This window comes from Streptomyces hirsutus (assembly GCF_001418415.1).
GTDB lineage: Bacteria > Actinomycetota > Actinomycetes > Streptomycetales > Streptomycetaceae > Streptomyces > Streptomyces hirsutus.
Window position 1 is genome coordinate 1 of record NZ_LIQT01000494.1, and the last position, 15,227, is coordinate 15,227.

Below are 15,227 nucleotides of genomic sequence, written 5' to 3' on the forward strand. Positions count from 1 at the left end.
GCGATGGCGGCGGCGATGGCGGCGGTGGCCGTGCCGGACGGCGCCGAGGTGTCGGTGGGGGTGCTGGACCCGGTGTCGGGGGTGGGCGTCCGCCACGGTGACCGGGCGTTCGTCACGGCGAGCGTCGTGAAGGTCGGCATCCTGGTGACGCTGCTGCTGGAGGCGCAGGACGCGGGACGGGCGCTCACCGGTGAGGAGCGGTCGTACGCCGCGGCGATGATCGAGCGCAGCGACAACGACGCGGCGTCCGCGCTGTGGCGCTCGATCGGACGGTCGGCCGGCCTCGACGCGGCACACGCCCGCTTGGGCCTGACCGCCACCGAGTGCGGCGACGGCCCCCGGTGGGGGCTGACCCGGACCACGGTCGCCGACCAGCTTCTGCTGCTCCGCCAGGTGTTCGGGGCACCGGCGGACTCGAGGCTGCCCCCCGCCTCGCGGGCGTACGTGCGGGAGCTGATGGAGCGGGTGGTCCCGGAGCAGGCGTGGGGGGTGCCGGTGGTGGCGGACGCGTTGCCGCCGGGCGGCGCGGCGTGGGCGGTGAAGAACGGCTGGGTGCCGCGCGACGCGACCGGGCTCTGGGTCGTGAACAGCGTCGGCCGCGTCACGGTCGAGGGCCGGGACCTCCTGGTGGCCGCGCTGTCCGACGGCAGCCCGACGATGGGCCGGGGCGTGGCACTGGTGGAGGCGGCGGCACGGGCGGCGGTATCGGCGTTCACGGGAGACGCCCGGCGGCGTCCGGAGCCGGGCCGGCGGCTCACCGCGTCGGGCGAAGCCGACGGCGCCCGTCCGGGCTGACGGGTCGAACGGGAGGGAAGCCGGGTGAGGGGGCATCACCCCGGCACGCGGGGGCCCCGGTGTGCCCCGCCGCACGGCACCGGACCCGGCTCCCTGATCCTGCCGGTCCGAACGGAAGCCCCTAGGCGTCCTCGTGGGCAGACCGGCGGCCGCGCCACAGGACGATCGTGGCGACCAGGAGGACGCCGCCCGCACCGCCTGCGAGGGGGGCGGCCCAGTCGGCGGTCTCCGTGTCGGACTCGGCGGTGTCCGGGCCGGGGCCGAAGTACTGCTCGCCGTAGGCCGCCGACTTCAGGCCCTCGGGCTTCAGCCGGGCGGCGGCCTCGATGGCGGCGGCCGGGTCGACGAAGCCGAAACCGCGGGAGTCGTCGCGGCCGTCGGCGGGGGCGTTGCGGGCGGTGTCCTCCAGGAGATTCTTGAGCTGGGCCGGGGTCAGCCCGGGGTGGGCCGCCTTGATCAGGGCGACGGCGCCGGAGACGAACGCGGCGGCGGCGCTGGTGCCCCAGCCCTCGTAGTACTTGCGGTCGGGGTCGGCGATGATCACGTCGACCCCCGGGGCGCTGACCGTGGCGTACCAGCGCCGGGTGGAGAACGGGGCGCGGGTGCCGTAGCGGTCGACGGCGGTGACGGCGATGACACCCGGGTAGGCGGCCGGGTAGGAGACGCGGTCGCCCTTCTCGCCGCCGTTGCCTGCGGAGGCGACGACGGCCACGCCCTTGCGGAGGGCGTACTGGATGGCCTCGTCCTCGCCGGACTCGGGGTGCGCGGAGGCGGAGTCGTCGCCGAGGGAGAGGTTGATGACGTCGGCGCCGTGGTCGGCGGCCCAGCGGATGCCTTCGGCGAGGGCGTTGCCGCGGGTGCTGCGGGCCTTGGCGCGGGAGGGGTCGCCGTCCTCCAGGATCACGCGGACGGGGAGGATCTTCGCCTCGGGCGCGATGCCCAGGACGCCTTCGCCGTTCCCGACGCCGTGTCCGTGACCCGCGATGATGCCGGCCATGGCGGTGCCGTGCCGGGCCCAGGGGCGGTCTCCGGTTGTGGCTCCGAAGCCGACCAGGTCCTTTCCGGCCAGGACGTTGCCGGCGAGGTCGGGGTGCTCGGCGTCGACCCCGGTGTCCAGGACGGCGACGGTGACGCCCGCGCCCTGTGTGGTGCGCCAGACCTCCTGGGTGTGCAGGGCGTCCAGGCCCCACTGCTGGTCGCGGATGCTGTCCGCATGGGCGGCGGTGGCGGGGAGCAGGGCGAGGCCGGCGGCCAGCAGGACGCTCAGGGTGGCGGATCGGGCGGTCGCGGGCCTCATGACGGCTGCTCCGTGGTCGTACCGACGTTCTTGCGCAGGCCGCGTTCGACCCGGTCGGCAAGGCCTTTCGCCTCGTGGCCGAGGCCCGCCTGGGCGGGGGCGGTGGTGGCGCCGGACTCCATGGCGTCCTCGGCGGGCAGCGGGGTCTCGACGCCGCGGCCGTCGGCCCAGCCGGACACGGCGTAGACGACGACGGGGGCGTCGGTGAGGACGGAGATCGTCCAGGCGGCACGCTGCCCGGCGCCGAAGCCGGCGGCCGCGGTGCCCTTCGCCGCGTACGGACGGGGTATCAGGTCGGTGCGGCGGTCCAGGCGTTCCTTGTCGAAGCGGCCGGCGAGGGAGGTCATGCCGGCGGCGTCGGCCCGGGTGAACAGCAGGCCGACGGTGGTGACGTGGCTCTGGGTGGCGTCGGTGTAGGTGGCGCGCAGCAGGCGCTCGCAGCCCAGGGGGGCGAGCAGCTTGCGCAGCAGCGGGTCGAAGGCGTCCTCGCAGTCGCTGTCCGGGGCCACGGCTATCCGGGTCCAGACGCGGTCGGCGTCGCCGGGGCCGGCGCCTTTGCCCTGCATGGTGGGCGGGAACAGCTCGTCGACGGGGACGTCGTGCCACATGCCTCCGGCGGCGGTGAAGGCGCTGTCGGCCCCCTTCTCGCCGGAGTCCCCGGCGAGCCAGCTCCCGGCGACGGCACCGCCGATCAGTCCCACGCCGAGGACGAGGCAGACCGCGGCGGCCGCGACCTGGGAGCGGCCCCGCCGGCCGAGCGGGTGCGGCCGGGCGTTCTCGTCGTACCCCTCGGGCTGCCCGAACGTCACGACCGGCCGGCCGGAGCCGGAGGCACCGCCGGGTGCCATGGGAGCGCTCCAGGAGAACGCGGGGTCGGGGTTGCCCGGACCGGAGTGCGCGGCTGTGGCCCGCCCGGCGCCGTACGGTTCGTCGGCGCCCGGACGCGAGGCCGGGACCCACGCGTCGTCCCGCGCGGGACGCGGCGCCGGTCCGGTCGGCCGGGGCGGCCCGACCGGGGGTGGCGGCGCGGAGGCCGGGTGCCCGGGGCCGTGCGACCCGTCGGTGCCGGGCCGCGGGCCCGGGGACATCGTGTTGTCCCGCTCCGGTCCGGACGGCGTGGCGGGGTGCGGCGGCACGGCCGGCCGGGGCGGTGCGGACGCCTGGACGGAGACCGGGCGCAGGCGGGTCGTCGTCTCCGACGGGGTCTCGGGGCGCGCGCCGGTGCGGCGGGCGTCCGTGCGGCCTGCGGTGGGGCGCTGCTCGGCGGGCCGTTGCTGTCCGGCGCGGAGGGGGCCGTGCGTGGGCTGCGGTGGCACGGTGGCCGAGCCGTGCGGCGGGGTGCCCGGGGACGGTGCCCCGCGGCCCGCGGTCGGCGGGGTGTCCGGGAAGCGGGCGGACGCCCTCGGCGGGGGCGGCGGAGTGCTGCCCGTACCCGCCGGTCCGCCCTGCCCGCCGGCGCCGAAACTCGGAAAGCGGGGCCGGGACGGCGAAGACGCCGGGGACGAGGTCGAGGAGGCGGACACCGGGGAGGAGGGAGCGGGTACGGGCGTGCCTCCCGTACCGCCCTCCGCGCGGCCCGGGTCGGCGGACGGCGCCGCGGCCGGCCGGCGCACGTCGAACGCGCCGGTTCCGCCGGAGGTCGCCCCCTGCTCAGGGGGCGTCGTCCCCCGCGCCGGGCGGGCGTCGCCCTTGGGTGCGGGTCCACGCCGGCTGTGGCGTCCCACGTCGCGCCTCAGCCCCTCAGGCTCTCGGCGGTGGCCCCGCCGTCGGCGGCCTCGTCCGCGGCGATACCGGCGGCCGAACCCGGAGCGCCCTTCGCGCCCAGCTCCAAAGTATCCCCCTTCTCGGCCGAATCCGTTGTATCCAAGAGGAGTTCACGGAACGCGGCAGCCACCGCCCCGGGGTATTCCATCATCGCCACATGGCCCGCGTCGGGCAGGGTGACCAATCTGGAGTCGCGGAACGCGCGGGCCGCGCGCCCGGCCATCCGGAAGCCGACGAGCTGGTCCCGGCCGCCGTACAGCAGCAGGGTCGGCGCGAGCACCCGCTCGGCCTGACGCCACAGCCCGTGCTGGCCGCCGAGGGTGTACGCGTTGACGAGTCCCCGCGCGGAGCGTGCCATGGCGTCCCAGAAGTACGGCAGCCGCAACCGCCGTTCCATCTCCTGCACGGCGTGGCGGAACGCCTCCGGCGACACCTGCCCGGGGTCCCCGTAGCAGAGCGCCACGACACCCCGGACGCGCTGTTCCGCCGTCCAGCCCCGGCTGATCCGGGTGAACAGCTGTGCCACCCCGGGCAGCGCCAGCAGTCCCGTCGGCACGGCGGTGCGCTGCACGCGCAGCTCGGGGAGGGCCGGTGACACGAGCGTGAGCGTGCGGACGAGGTCGGGACGTACGGCGGCGACGCGGGTGGCGACCGCGCCGCCGAGAGAATTGCCGAAGAGGTGCACGGGACCGCGCCCGGCGGTGTCGAGATAACGGATCACCGCGCGTGCGTGCGCCGAGATCGAGTAGTTGCCGTCGTCCGGGGGCGGCGAGTCGCCGAAGCCCGGAAGGTCGACGGCCTCGCTGTGGACGACGTCCTCCAGGAAGGCCATCAGCGACGACCAGTTCTGCGACGATCCCCCGAGCCCGTGGATGTGGAGTGCGGGCGGCAGCCCTTCGCGCGCGGGTGGCCTCGACCGCACGGACAGGGTGACGCCCGGGAGCTCGACCGACCTGAGACGCTCGCCCTCGGCGACCCTCACGGCGGCCGCCTCGGGAAGCACGGTCGCGGGCGGCACGGGCGGCGGCACGGGCGGCAGGTCGGTCGAAGACATGCGGCAATGTTACGAGACGATCACGCCGGGACTCCTGTGTCCGCGGTCACAGGCCGGCCCGGCGCGTGCGCGCCGCGGCACATCCCGGCCGCGGATCGCATAGCGCCCGGATCGGGTGTCTCCTAGGCTCGTACCCAGGGCACCCGTATGTGGCCCCCGCATGCTCCGGGGACGTTCGTAGGAAGGGAGCCCAGCCATGGCCATAGACCCCACCGATCCCGAGACGTTCGAGGAAAGAAACGACGCCGACGAAGGCCTGGAGTACGGCGTCGAGGCGCCGGAGGCCGATGCGGCCGAACAGCTCGCGGAGCTCACCCCGGACCGCGACGACCCGCTGACCGGCGCGGACGCCGACCGGGCCAATGAGGCGGACCTCGCCGAGCAGGCCAGGATCGTCTCCCTCGACGAGGACGACTACCGGTAACGGCGACGAGAGGGCCGGGGAGGCCACCGAAGGGCACCTTCACGGGAAAGACACATGTGGAAGCGAGGCTTCACTTTGCCCTGTCTGGCAGCTTTTGAAACCGTCCGTACGCCTTTCGGCGTCGTCCGGTCCGTGAAATTCTGCGCTCTCACCGCGCACAGCACGGTTACCGAAAAGTACGATGACGGCGCGGCTCACACCGCACGTGGACGACAATGGGAGGCGGCGTGACAGCCATCGAGCAGACAGGGACCGTGCGCCCGAGGGGTACACGCCTGCCGCGCCGTGCCCGACGGAACCAGCTCCTGGGCGCCGCCCAGGAAGTGTTCGTCGCGCAGGGTTACCACGCGGCGGCGATGGACGACATCGCCGAGCGTGCGGGTGTCAGCAAGCCGGTGCTCTACCAGCACTTCCCGGGCAAGCTCGACCTTTATCTGGCGCTGCTGGACCAGCACTGCGAATCGCTGATCCAGTCGGTGCGCCACGCGCTCGCGTCGACGCACGACAACAAGCAGCGCGTACGGGCGACCATGGACGCCTACTTCGCGTACGTCGAGGACGACGGCGGCGCCTTCCGCCTGGTCTTCGAGTCGGACCTGACGAACGAGCCCGCCGTGCGCGAGCGCGTGGACCGGGTCACCAACGACTGCGCCGAGGCGATCTGCGACGTCATCGCCGAGGACACCGGGCTGTCCCGCCAGGAATCGATGCTGCTCGCCTCGGGGCTGGGCGGTCTGGCCCAGGTCGTCGCGCGGTCCTGGCTGCACAGCGACCGCAGTGTGCCGCGCGACCAGGCGGTCCAACTGCTGACCTCGCTGGCCTGGCGGGGCATCGCCGGATTCCCGCTGCACGGCAGCGAGCAGTAGTTCCGACAGCGCCGGACGGCGCGTGCGAGCCGGCGGGGGCCGCCTTGTGTTCCCGTCGGCTGTTCGCTCCTGGCGTTGTGGGGGCTGAGCGTGCGGGTCCCCGCACCGGGCTAATGTGTGCTGAGTACGGCGCGGAAGGCCGCGCACTTCACTGACCGTCGGAGGGACATAGCCGTGGAGGTCAAGATCGGCGTGCAGCACGCGCCCCGCGAGATCGTTCTGGAGAGCGGTCAGAGCGCCGAGGAGGTCGAGCGCTTGGTGGCCGATGCGCTGGCCGGGAAGTCTCAGCTGCTGAGTCTCGTGGACGAACACGGTCGCAAGATCCTGGTCCCGGCCGACCGTCTCGCGTACGTCGAGATCGGCGAGCCGGCCCCGCGCAAGGTGGGCTTCGGCGCGCTGTAGGCGACGACCGGCAGACACGGAAGGGCCCGGCGCCGGGCCCTTCCGTGTCCCCGCTCCACGCTCTCCGTCGCTCCGCCTCCCCATCGTTCCCACGCTCCGCCGCTCCGGCTCTCCGCCCTCCTCCGGCCGGCGCCTCCGCGCGGCCTCCGCCTCTGCTCCGTTCGGTTTCTCTCCCTGTCCTCCCCCTGCGCCCTCGGCCGTTTCCGCTGCCGCGCGCCACCGTCTCCACCCGCACGGACGGGACATAGGCCCCTCCAGGGGAGGATTGGACTCCGCAGGTCAGGGGTAGGACGGGCTACGACCGATGCGAGCAGACCGGCCATGTGGGAGGGACCCCGACATGCTCTTGGAAGCGCTCAGTTCAGTGATGCTCGGCCTGGCTCTGGCATGGGCGGCCACGCGCCGCCTGCCGCACCGCCTCCCCGCCCGCGCCCTGGTCCTGTCGACCGGTGCGGCCGGGGCACTGTTGGGCGCGTTCCTCACGCACAGCGCGCTGGACGCGGGCAACCTGCTCACGACCCTGTCCGGCGCGGCGATCCTCTCCGTGGCGTCGTTGTCGCTGCTCCTGCGTCCCGCGGGCAGACTCCGAGGCCGGTCGGCGACCGCCTGACCGGCCACCGGCACCCGACGGAGGGGCGGAAACGGGCGGAGCCCGGCGGCTCTCAGGCCGCCAGGCCCAGGGCCGCCATCCGCTTGGTGTGGGCCTCCGTGATCCGGGAGAACATCCGGCCGACCTCGGCGAGGTCGAAGCCGTCCGCGACTCCGCCGACGAGCATCGTCGACAGCGCGTCCCGGTCGGCCACCACCCGCTGCGACTGGGACAGCGCCTCACCCATCAGCCGACGCGCCCACAGGGCGAGCCGTCCGCCCACCCGCGGGTCCGCGTCGATCGCCGCGCGCACCTTCTCCACGGCGAACCCGCCGTGTCCGGTGTCGTCGAGCACGGTCAGCACCAGCGCGCGGGTGTCGGAGTCCAGCCGGACCGCGACCTCCCGGTAGAAGTCGCTGGCGATCGAGTCGCCGACGTAGGCCTTGACGAGTCCCTCGAGCCAGTCGGAGGGCGCGGTCTGCTTGTGGAAGCCCTCGTACGCGGCCACGAACGGCTCCATCGCGACGGTCGGCTCCTCGCCGATCCCGGCCAGGCGGTCGCGCAGCCGCTCGAAGTGGTGGAACTCGGCCGACGCCATCTTCGCCAGCTCCGCCTTGTCATCCAGCGTGGGGGCCAGCTTGGCGTCGTCCGCGAGCCGCTCGAACGCCGCCAGCTCCCCGTACGCGAGCGCGCCGAGCAGGTCCACGATGGCCGCGCGGTACTGCGGATCGGCGGAGGCTGCCGCCCAGTCCATGGCGGCGACGCCGGTCGGCGCGGCAGAGGTGTCGGGGGTGTCCCCGGCGCGGTCAGGCTTGTCAGAGCTCGTCATAATCCGCACAATAGCCCGCTCGTCGCGGGCTGTAAGGCGCTGGTCAACACGTGTGACGACGACTACGTGGCCAAATCGGCCATGGCGTGTGCGCGAATCCGGGGTATGGTGGTAATGCGCCCGCCGAATACTCTGACGTAGTCGGCAGGGCGCATGTATGAGGATGCCCGGTCGGAGGCCCGATCGGCTCCGCCCCGACCGCTCTCCCTGACCGTACGGCACATTGCGTACGACGATCGGAGGGACCCTCAGCGGTACGAGCGCTAGAGCGTCGGCAGTGGTCCCGTGCCCTACGGCATCCCCGTAAGGCAGCCGACGTCCCCGGCACGGTCCATAGACGACCCCCCGCGCTCGCCTCGCACCGCGCACACAGAAGAGGCAGCACCCTGACTACGTTCCGAGAGCTCGGGATTCTCCCCGAGACCGCCGAGGCCCTGGAAGCCGTCGGCATCATCACTCCCTTCCCCATCCAGGAGATGACGCTCCCCGTGGCCCTGACGGGTACGGACGTCATCGGCCAGGCCAAGACCGGTACCGGCAAGACGCTGGGCTTCGGCCTTCCGCTCCTCGAGCGCGTGACCGTCCCCGCGGACGTGGAGGCGGGCCGCGCGAAGCCCGAGGACCTCACCGACACGCCGCAGGCGCTCGTCGTGGTCCCCACCCGCGAGCTGTGCACGCAGGTCACCAACGACCTGCTGACCGCCGGCAAGGTGCGCAACGTCCGCGTCACCGCGATCTACGGCGGACGGGCCTACGAGCCGCAGGTCGAGGCCCTGAAGAAGGGCGTCGACGTGATCGTCGGCACCCCGGGCCGGCTGCTCGACCTGGCCGGGCAGAAGAAGCTGAACCTGAAGGACGTCAAGGCCCTCGTCCTCGACGAGGCCGACGAAATGCTCGACCTGGGCTTCCTGCCCGACGTCGAGAAGATCATCAACCTGCTTCCGGCCCGCCGTCAGACCATGCTGTTCTCGGCGACGATGCCGGGCGCGGTCATCGGGCTGGCCCGCCGCTACATGTCGCAGCCCACGCACATCCGCGCCACCGCGCCGGACGACGAGGGCGCGACCGTCGCGAACACCACGCAGTTCATCTACCGCGCGCACAACATGGACAAGCCCGAGCTGGTCTCGCGGATACTCCAGGCGGACGGCCGGGGCCTGGTCATGGTCTTCTGCCGCACCAAGCGCACCGCCGCCGACCTCGCCGACCAGCTCAAGCAGCGCGGCTTCGCCTCCGGCGCGGTCCACGGCGACCTCGGCCAGGGCGCCCGCGAGCAGGCGCTGCGCGCCTTCCGCAACGGCAAGGTGGACGTGCTCGTCTGCACCGACGTCGCCGCCCGCGGCATCGACGTCGAGGGTGTCACGCACGTCATCAACTACCAGTCCCCCGAGGACGAGAAGACGTACCTGCACCGCATCGGCCGTACCGGCCGCGCGGGAGCGAAGGGTACGGCGATCACGCTGGTCGACTGGGACGACATCCCCCGCTGGCAGCTGATCAACAAGGCGCTGGACCTGGGCTTCGGCGACCCGCCGGAGACGTACTCCACCTCCCCGCACCTGTTCGCCGACCTCGGCATCCCCGAGGGCACGAAGGGTGTCCTGCCGCGCTCGGAGCGCACCCGCGCCGGGCTCGACGCGGAGGAGCTGGAGGACCTGGGCGAGCCGGGCGGCCGTGGCGGCCCGCGCGGACGCGGTGGCCGCAACGAGCGGGCCGACCGGACCGACCGGGGTGAGCGGGCCGACCACCGGGGCGACTCCCGGTCCGCCGACCACGAGCGTCCGGCCCGCACGCCGCGCCGCCGTCGCCGTACGCGGGGCGGTACGCCGCTGAGCGACTCGGCGCAGCAGCCGACGGCCCTGCCCGTCGAGGACACCGGTGAGGCGGAGGCCGGTACGGCTTCCCGCACCCCGCGTCGCCGTCGCCGTATGCGCGGCGGAGCCCCGGCCGAGGCCACGACCTCCCCGGTGACCGCGGTCGAGTCCACCGGACCTGTCGAGTCCACCGGGCCCGTGGAGTCCGCCGAGGCCGCTGTCGCGACGGTGGAGGGCACGTCCGGGGACGCTGTGGAGCACCCGGAGAGCCTCGAGACCCCGTCGAAGCCGCGCCGCCGCCGTTCCCGCAGGTCCGCGGAGACGGCAGCCGTCGACACCGCGGCCCCGGCCGGTTCGCCGGTCGAGGCCGACGCGGCGGTGGCGGTCGCCGTCGCCCCGTCGGCCGAGAGCACCGCCGTGACCGGGACGGCCCCGGAGAGCGGGGAGCCCGAGGCCCCCGTCGAGCCGCGTCGCCGCCGGACCCGCAAGTCCGTGGCCGCGACCGCGCCTTCGGCTGCCGAGGCGGTGGTGGACACCGCCGAGGTGACCGCCGGATCCGCACCGGAGCCGGCTCCCGCCAAGCCGCGCCGCGCCCGCAAGAGCGTGGCCAAGGCCCCCGAGGCTGCCGAGGCCGAGGCCGTGCTCGACACCGCCGAAGGCACGGAGGCCAAGCCCCGTCGCCGCACCCGCAAGGCCACCGTGACCGCCGAGGCCGCCGCGACCGCCGTCGGTATCCCGGCACAGGCCGCTTCCGAGGCCGAGCCGGCGGAGACCGAGGCGGCCAAGCCCCGGCGCACCCGCAAGGCTCCCGCCAAGGCGGAGACGGCCGTGGACGCGGCCGAGGCCACCGCGGTCAAGCCGCGCCGCACCCGCAAGGCGGCCACCGCCGTGCAGGAGCCGGAGGCCGCGGTGGACGCCGTGGCCGAGGTGAAGCCCAAGCGCACCAGGAAGACGGCGGCCGCCAAGGCCGTCGACACCACCGAGGCCGCCGAGGCTGTCGAGGTGGCCGAGGCCAAGCCCCGCCGCCGTACTACCCGCAAGGCCACCGCGGACACTGCCGGCATCCCGGCACAGGCCGCATCCGAGGACACGTCGGAGACGGCCGAGGCGAAGCCCCGGGTCCGCCGCACCCGCAAGGCCGCGGCGACGGCTCCCGCGGAGTCCGCGGAGGCCTGACCCGCACCAGAGGCACGGTTCGACGGCCCGGTCCCCCATCTGTGGGGCCGGGCCGTCGGCGTCCCCCGGCAGGCGTCCCCCGGCACCCCGTCCGCGCACCGGCGCCCGCTACCCTCACCCCGTGACCAGCGACGCCGCCTCCGCTTCCCCTCCTGCTCCTTCCCCCTTCCCCTCTCTCCTCCGCGCGACGCCGCCCGGCGCTCGGACGTACCGACTCCGCACCTCCCGTGGGGAGTTCGCCGTCGTCGACGTGCCGCCGGCCGAGGGGGCCGAGCCGAAGGGGGTCGTGCTGTCGCTGCCCGGGTTCACGGGGAGCAAGGAGGACTTCACACTGGTGCACGGGCCGCTCGCCGCTCGCGGGTACCGCAGCGTCGCCGTGGACGGGCGGGGACAGTACGAGTCGGACGGGCCCGTGGACGACGAGTCCGCTTATGCGCGGGCGCAGTTGGCGCGGGACGTGCTCGCGCAGGCGGAGGCGCTCGGCACGGACGTACCGCTGCATCTGGTCGGGCACTCGCTGGGCGGCCAGATCGCCCGTGCGGCGGTGCTAGAGGACCACGGCCCCTTTCGTTCGCTCACCCTGATCTCGTCCGGCCCCGCCCGGATCTCCGTCTCCCAGGAGCAGCGCGTGACGCTGCTGCGGGACGCGCTCTCCCGGATGACGATGGCGCAGTGCTGGGAGGCGATCCTGGCCCTGGGGCCGCCGGAGGAGGTCGGCGGGCCCGCGCGCGGGCTCGGTGGCCAGGAGCATCTGCGCCGACGCTGGTTGAGCACCAGCCCCGCTCAACTACTGGCTACTGGGCGGCAGTTGTGTGCAGAGCCGGACCTGGTCGACGAACTCGCCACCGTGCCGCTGCCGTTCCACGTGCTGTCGGGTGCGCACGACGACACCTGGCCGGTACCGGATCTCGACGCCATGGCCGTACGCCTGAACGCGCACCGCACGGTCGTCTTCGGCGCCGAGCACTCCCCCGCCGTCGAACGGCCCGAGCCCACCGCGCACGCCCTCGCCACTTTCTGGGACGGTCTCCAGGCCCCCCACAACGGCACCGCCACCGGCACGGCCGTCGGCACCGGCGCTCGCCCCCTCGCCTAGTACTGCGCCTGGAGGTGGGCCCAGAAGCCGTCGCGCAGGGCGCGTCGCAGGTCGGCCTGGCCGCGCAGGGAGTACTGCAGCAGGCCTTCGGCCTCCACCAGCAGGTCCTGGTCGACCGAGCCGGGCAGATAGGGATGTCCGGGCAGCAGTTCCACCAGCGAGTCCCGCCCGCGTTCGGAGAGCCACTTCGCGGCGATCTGCGCCCCGACGAAGCGGACGTCCTCGCGGGTGGGCCGGTCTGCCGTCGGCTCGTACCCGGGTGCCGTGCGCCGGGAGACGTACGGCTTGAAGAAGTCGAGGTCGAAGGTGCGCTGGCTGTCGACCTCCCAGAGCAGGGGCTCGGCCTGGTTGCGGCCCTCGGGCGCCTCGATGCCCCAGAGGTGGACGCGGGCGCCGTACCCCTGGGCGGCCTCGACCGCCGAGACCAGGTCCTCGTCGCCGCCCAGCAGGGCGGCGTCGCTGATGGCGCGGTGCCGGGCCAGTGACTCCAGGTCGGAGCGGATCAGGGAGTCGACGCCCTTCTGCTGGTTGTTGGCGTTGAGGTTGCCGAGGCGGACCTTGACGTCGGGGAGTTCTGCGATGGTCTGCTGCTCGGCGGTGTGGATGCGGCGCCTGGCGCCGTCGTACCAGTAGACGCGCAGCAGCCTGCTGTCCGCGAAGATGGTGCGGGCCCGGTCGATGAGCGCGTCGATGAGTCCCTCGGCGTCGAGGTCGAAGGCCCGGCGGTCCTCCGTCCCGGCCACCAGCCGCCCCGCCGCCGCGTACAGGTAACCCGCGTCGACGAAGATCGCGTGCGTGGAGGGCGTCTTCGCCACTTCGGCGAGCATGCGCTGGAGCAGCTCGTTCGTGCGGTCGATACGGGAGTTCAGGTCCGCCAGGTCGTCGTTCATCGTCTCCATTGTCCCGGCGGTCACTGTGCGAACACAACCGGTCCCGATCGGTCTCCTTCGAAACATTCGCCCGTCGACGACCCGTCAGTATTTAGCCAATCAAAGAATTTCCTTAGCATAGGGAATGTTTGCAAGGGGCAAACCGTTGTTTACTGATGAAACACGGGCCGGTCCGGCTCGTGTCCACCCAGCCAGCAGTTCTCCTTCAGGAGGATGACCAGACGAAGGGAGAAGCCCTTGCGCTTCGAAATCATGCGACTCGACGACGTCGACGGCACCGCCGTGGACACCACCGTCGTGGACGCCGCCTCCGTCAACCACATCGTGCAGCAGGCCGCCTCCATCGGGCAGCGCCTGTGGATCCGTCCGGCCGACACACCGGCCTCATAACGCAGAACACCGGGTCCTGTACCTGTACCGCCTGTTCCGAAGCCTCCGTACCACCCCGACGGGTGCGGGGGCTTTGTGCGTCCCAGGCCCCGCTTCCCACGACCCTCTTCCTGCGCCCCGCGTCCTGCGTGACACGGGGCGAGCGAGGGCGGGACGGTCAGCTGCCCTGGATCACCTGCGTGACCCCGTTGATGATCTGCTGCACGGCGATCGCGGAGAGCATCATGCCCGCGAGCCGCGTCACCAGGACCACCCCGCCGTCCTTGATGACCCGGATGATCAGCAGCGAGTACCGCATGACCAGCCACAGCACCACGTGGATGGCGAGGATCGCCGCCCACACCGACACGTGGGCCGGGGTGCTGTCGGCCTTCTGCACCGCGAGGATGACCGACACGATCGCGCCGGGCCCGGCCAGCAGCGGCATGCCGAGCGGGACCAGAGCGACGTTGACGTCCTTGGTCTGCTGGGGCTCGTCGTTCTTGCCGGTGAGCAGGTCGAGCGCGATCAGCAGGAGCAGCAGTCCGCCCGCGATCATCAGCGCGGGCATGGACACATGCAGGTAGTCGAGGATCTGCTGCCCGATCAGCCCGAACAGGACGATCACGCCGCCGGCCACGCAGACGGCCTGGAAGGCCATCCGCCGTTGCACCTTGGCGGGCCGGCCCGCGGTCAGGGCCAGGAAGATCGGGGTGATCCCTGGGGGATCCATGATGACGAAGAGGGTCAGGAAGAGGGAGCCGAAGACGGCGACGTCGAACATGTCTGCCTTGCTGGGAAACGAAACGAGAGGGGAGGGGTGAAGGGTGAGGAGGAGCGGTGAGCATGCGGCACTCGGGAAGGCGCGCGCTCGGGTGTGCTCGCTCAGGTGTGCTCAACGAAAGAGCCCAAGGGGAAAGCGGGCGCCGCCCCGGCGCGGGGCGGGCCCAGGAGGTACGGGCGACTCAGGCCCCGCCGGCCCCCGGCACCGGGAACGCGCCGGTCGCGCGACGCGTGATCTCGCCGTACACCTCGGGATCCGTGGTGTACTCGCCGGGCACGCAGCTCTTCCGGCTGCCGTGGTAGTCGCTGGACCCGGTCACGAGCAGCCCCAGTTCCTTCGCGAGGCCCCGCAGCCGCGCCCGGGTGTCGGGGTCGTGGTCCATGTGGTCGACCTCGATGCCGTCGAGACCGGCCTCGGCCAGATCCGCGATGGCGGACTCCGGCACGGTCCGGCCGCGTTTGCTCGCGGCCGGGTGGGCGAACACCGCCACCCCGCCCGCGCCCTTGATCAGCCGGAGCGCTTCGAAGGGATCGGTCTCGTGCTTCGTCATGTGGGCCCGGCCGCCGTCCGCCAGCCATTCCCGGGTGAAGGCGTCGTTCACCGTCTCCACCACACCCAGCTCGACGAGTGCCGTGGCGATGTGCGGGCGGCCCACCGAGCCGTCGCCGGCGATCCGGGCGACCTGCTCCCAGGTGACGGGCACCCCCAGGCCGTTCAGCTTGGCGATCATGCCCTGGGCCCGCGGTACGCGGTCGTCCCGGACCAGCTCGCGCTCGGCGAGCAGCGCCGGTTCCCCGGGATCGAAGAGGTAGGCCAGCATGTGCATGCTGATGCCGTCGTACCGGCAGGAGAGCTCGGCACCGGTCACCAGCGTGAGCCCCGGGGGAAGCGCGGCGAGGGCTTCGGCGTGGCCGCGGGTGGTGTCGTGGTCGGTCAGCGCGACGACGTCGAGGCCGGCGGCGGCGGCCGCGCGCACCAGATCGGCCGGGGAGTCCGTACCGTCGGACGCGGTGGAGTGGGTGTGCAGATCGATACGCACGACGCGTTGCTCCAAGCGGGGACGGGGGGACGGGGGGAC

The 15,227-nt window shown here is 73.3% G+C and carries 15 protein-coding genes; 8 read left to right on the forward strand and 7 right to left on the reverse strand.

What is annotated here, in order from left to right; translation table 11 throughout:
- Positions 1-3: 3 nt before the first annotated feature.
- Positions 4-795 carry a serine hydrolase gene (locus AOK11_RS32185; RefSeq protein ID WP_079035226.1) on the forward strand — a complete coding sequence of 264 codons (792 nt, stop codon included), beginning with the start codon at positions 4-6 and terminating at the stop codon, positions 793-795.
- Between the two features lie 121 nt (positions 796-916).
- Here AOK11_RS32185 and mycP read toward each other — a convergent pair whose 3' ends face one another.
- The 3 genes from mycP to AOK11_RS32200 are packed head-to-tail and all read right to left on the reverse strand — an operon-like array spanning position 917 to position 4,910.
- On the reverse strand, positions 917-2,092 hold the full coding sequence (gene mycP / locus AOK11_RS32190; protein ID WP_055597219.1) for a type VII secretion-associated serine protease mycosin: 1,176 nt from the start codon (positions 2,090-2,092) through the stop codon (positions 917-919).
- Complete coding sequence (locus tag AOK11_RS45625) at positions 2,089-3,816, reverse strand: hypothetical protein (RefSeq protein ID WP_240497571.1); 1,728 nt, start codon at positions 3,814-3,816, stop codon at positions 2,089-2,091. Before AOK11_RS45625 ends, mycP begins: the two co-directional genes overlap by 4 nt.
- A gap of 8 nt (positions 3,817-3,824) precedes the next feature.
- The gene (locus tag AOK11_RS32200; RefSeq protein ID WP_055597220.1) at positions 3,825-4,910 is read right to left on the reverse strand and encodes an alpha/beta fold hydrolase; all 1,086 of its coding nucleotides are present in this window, start codon (positions 4,908-4,910) and stop codon (positions 3,825-3,827) included.
- 196 nt (positions 4,911-5,106) lie between these two features.
- Between AOK11_RS32200 and AOK11_RS32205 the strand changes: the two genes are divergently transcribed.
- The 4 genes from AOK11_RS32205 (at position 5,107) to AOK11_RS32220 (ending at position 7,212) form a co-directional block, all read left to right on the forward strand.
- Positions 5,107-5,334, forward strand: a complete 228-nt coding sequence (locus tag AOK11_RS32205; protein ID WP_055597221.1) for a hypothetical protein — start codon at positions 5,107-5,109, stop codon at positions 5,332-5,334.
- A 227-nt stretch (positions 5,335-5,561) separates the two neighbouring features.
- Positions 5,562-6,200, forward strand: a complete 639-nt coding sequence (locus AOK11_RS32210; protein ID WP_055597228.1) for a TetR/AcrR family transcriptional regulator — start codon at positions 5,562-5,564, stop codon at positions 6,198-6,200.
- A gap of 174 nt (positions 6,201-6,374) precedes the next feature.
- Positions 6,375-6,602 (forward strand): DUF3107 domain-containing protein, encoded by a 228-nt coding sequence (locus tag AOK11_RS32215; RefSeq protein WP_055597222.1) that lies wholly within the window; start codon positions 6,375-6,377, stop codon positions 6,600-6,602.
- Positions 6,603-6,942: 340 nt separating this feature from the next.
- Positions 6,943-7,212 carry a hypothetical protein gene (locus AOK11_RS32220; RefSeq protein WP_055597223.1) on the forward strand — a complete coding sequence of 90 codons (270 nt, stop codon included), beginning with the start codon at positions 6,943-6,945 and terminating at the stop codon, positions 7,210-7,212.
- A gap of 52 nt (positions 7,213-7,264) precedes the next feature.
- Here the strand turns inward: AOK11_RS32220 and AOK11_RS32225 are convergent, their stop codons facing one another.
- Complete coding sequence (locus tag AOK11_RS32225; RefSeq protein WP_055597224.1) at positions 7,265-8,020, reverse strand: ferritin-like fold-containing protein; 756 nt, start codon at positions 8,018-8,020, stop codon at positions 7,265-7,267.
- Between the two features lie 476 nt (positions 8,021-8,496).
- On the opposite strand from AOK11_RS32225, the gene AOK11_RS32230 reads away from it, so the two are divergent.
- Together AOK11_RS32230 and AOK11_RS32235 are read left to right on the forward strand one after the other, a co-directional pair.
- Positions 8,497-11,010 (forward strand): DEAD/DEAH box helicase, encoded by a 2,514-nt coding sequence (locus AOK11_RS32230; protein ID WP_055597225.1) that lies wholly within the window; start codon positions 8,497-8,499, stop codon positions 11,008-11,010.
- Between the two features lie 121 nt (positions 11,011-11,131).
- On the forward strand, positions 11,132-12,106 hold the full coding sequence (locus tag AOK11_RS32235; protein ID WP_079035225.1) for an alpha/beta fold hydrolase: 975 nt from the start codon (positions 11,132-11,134) through the stop codon (positions 12,104-12,106).
- Here AOK11_RS32235 and AOK11_RS32240 read toward each other — a convergent pair.
- Positions 12,103-12,996 carry an NYN domain-containing protein gene (locus tag AOK11_RS32240; protein WP_055597230.1) on the reverse strand — a complete coding sequence of 298 codons (894 nt, stop codon included), beginning with the start codon at positions 12,994-12,996 and terminating at the stop codon, positions 12,103-12,105. The genes AOK11_RS32235 and AOK11_RS32240 overlap by 4 nt on opposite strands.
- Positions 12,997-13,233: 237 nt before the next feature.
- On the opposite strand from AOK11_RS32240, the gene AOK11_RS43630 reads away from it, so the two are divergent.
- Positions 13,234-13,386: a hypothetical protein gene (locus AOK11_RS43630; RefSeq protein WP_095534322.1), complete on the forward strand. Its 153-nt coding sequence runs from the start codon at positions 13,234-13,236 to the stop codon at positions 13,384-13,386.
- A 157-nt stretch (positions 13,387-13,543) separates the two neighbouring features.
- On the opposite strand, the gene AOK11_RS32245 is transcribed toward AOK11_RS43630, so the two are convergent.
- Both AOK11_RS32245 and AOK11_RS32250 read right to left on the reverse strand, forming a co-directional pair.
- Entirely contained in the window at positions 13,544-14,149 is a 606-nt protein-coding gene (locus tag AOK11_RS32245; RefSeq protein WP_055597226.1) for a MarC family protein, read from the reverse strand.
- A 181-nt stretch (positions 14,150-14,330) separates the two neighbouring features.
- Entirely contained in the window at positions 14,331-15,188 is an 858-nt protein-coding gene (locus tag AOK11_RS32250) for a PHP domain-containing protein (RefSeq protein WP_055597231.1), read from the reverse strand.
- Positions 15,189-15,227 lie beyond the last annotated feature (39 nt).